At 68.3% G+C, this 974-nt stretch carries 1 protein-coding gene and 1 pseudogene; both read left to right on the top strand.

Features of this window, described 5'->3' with window-relative positions; genetic code table 11:
* Window positions 1-433 (top strand): annotated as a pseudogene (locus tag OR16_RS38945) (acetyl-CoA C-acyltransferase); the annotation flags it as partial.
* Window positions 434-468: 35 nt separating this feature from the next.
* A complete protein-coding gene (locus OR16_RS38940; RefSeq protein WP_006164996.1) occupies window positions 469-876 on the top strand; it encodes a PaaI family thioesterase in 408 nt (135 codons plus the stop codon).
* Window positions 877-974 lie beyond the last annotated feature (98 nt).

Here is a 974-nt window from a genome sequence, read left to right as displayed (position 1 = left end):
TTCTCCGATGGCGCTTCGGCGGTCGTGGTCATGGATTCGAAGGTGGCCGAGGCCCGCGGCCTGCAGCCGCTGGGTGCGTTCCGCGGCTTTGCCGGCCGGTTGCGAGCCTGACGAAATGGGCATCGGCCCGGTGTTCGCGGTGCCCAAGCTGCTGAAGAAGGCCGGCCTGACCGTCGCCGACATCGGCCTGTGGGAACTGAACGAAGCCTTTGCCGTGCAGGTGCTGTACTGCGCCGATACGCTGGGCATCCCCATGGACCGCCTGAACGTCAACGGCGGCGCCATCGCGGTGGGCCATCCCTACGGCGTGTCGGGCGCCCGCCTGGTTGGCCACGCGCTGATCGAAGGCAAGCGCCGCGGCGTCAAGTACGTGGTGGTGACCATGTGCATCGGCGGCGGCCAGGGTGCTGCCGGCCTGTTCGAAGTGTTCTGAGGCGGTACGGTACCGTGAGCGGTTCAGTCGACCCGATGCTGGCCCATGGCCGCGAGGTGCTGGCCAGCCAGCCCTTCTCGGTGCTGGTCGGCGCCGAGCTGGCTGCGCTCTCGCCCGGCCGTGCCGAGCTGCGCCTGCCTATCCGGCAGGACCTGCGGCAACAGCACGGCTTCCTGCACGGCGGCGTGGTCAGCTACCTGGCTGACAACGCGCTGACCTATGCGGGCGGCGCGGCCATGGCCGTGCCGGTGGTGACCTCCGAGTACAAGATCAACTACCTGCGTCCGGCGATCGGCGACACGCTGATCGCCCGCGCCGAATGCCTCAACCGCGGCCGCCAGCAAGCGGTGGTGCGGTGCGATGTGTTCGTGGTCAAGGATGGCGAGGAAAAGCTCTGCGCGGTGGCGCAGGGCACCGTCGCCCGCCTGGGCGAAGGCAGCTGAGCACGGCAGGAAAGAGAAGGGCGCGCGAGCGCCTTTTTCTTTCCCCGCGCCATGTAGAGAACTACAGAATTTGCGGTGCGCCATGAGAGCGCGCCGTT

This window comes from Cupriavidus basilensis OR16, assembly GCF_000243095.1.
Classification (GTDB): Bacteria; Pseudomonadota; Gammaproteobacteria; order Burkholderiales; family Burkholderiaceae; genus Cupriavidus; species Cupriavidus basilensis_D.
Note: the sequence above shows the minus strand (reverse complement) of the source record. Positions and strands in the feature narration are given on the sequence as shown.

Coding starts and splice junctions, on each gene's coding strand:
- OR16_RS38940 (WP_006164996.1), top strand. CDS start 469: ATGCTGGCCCATGGCCGCGAGGTGCTGGCCAGCCAGCCCTTCTCGGTG.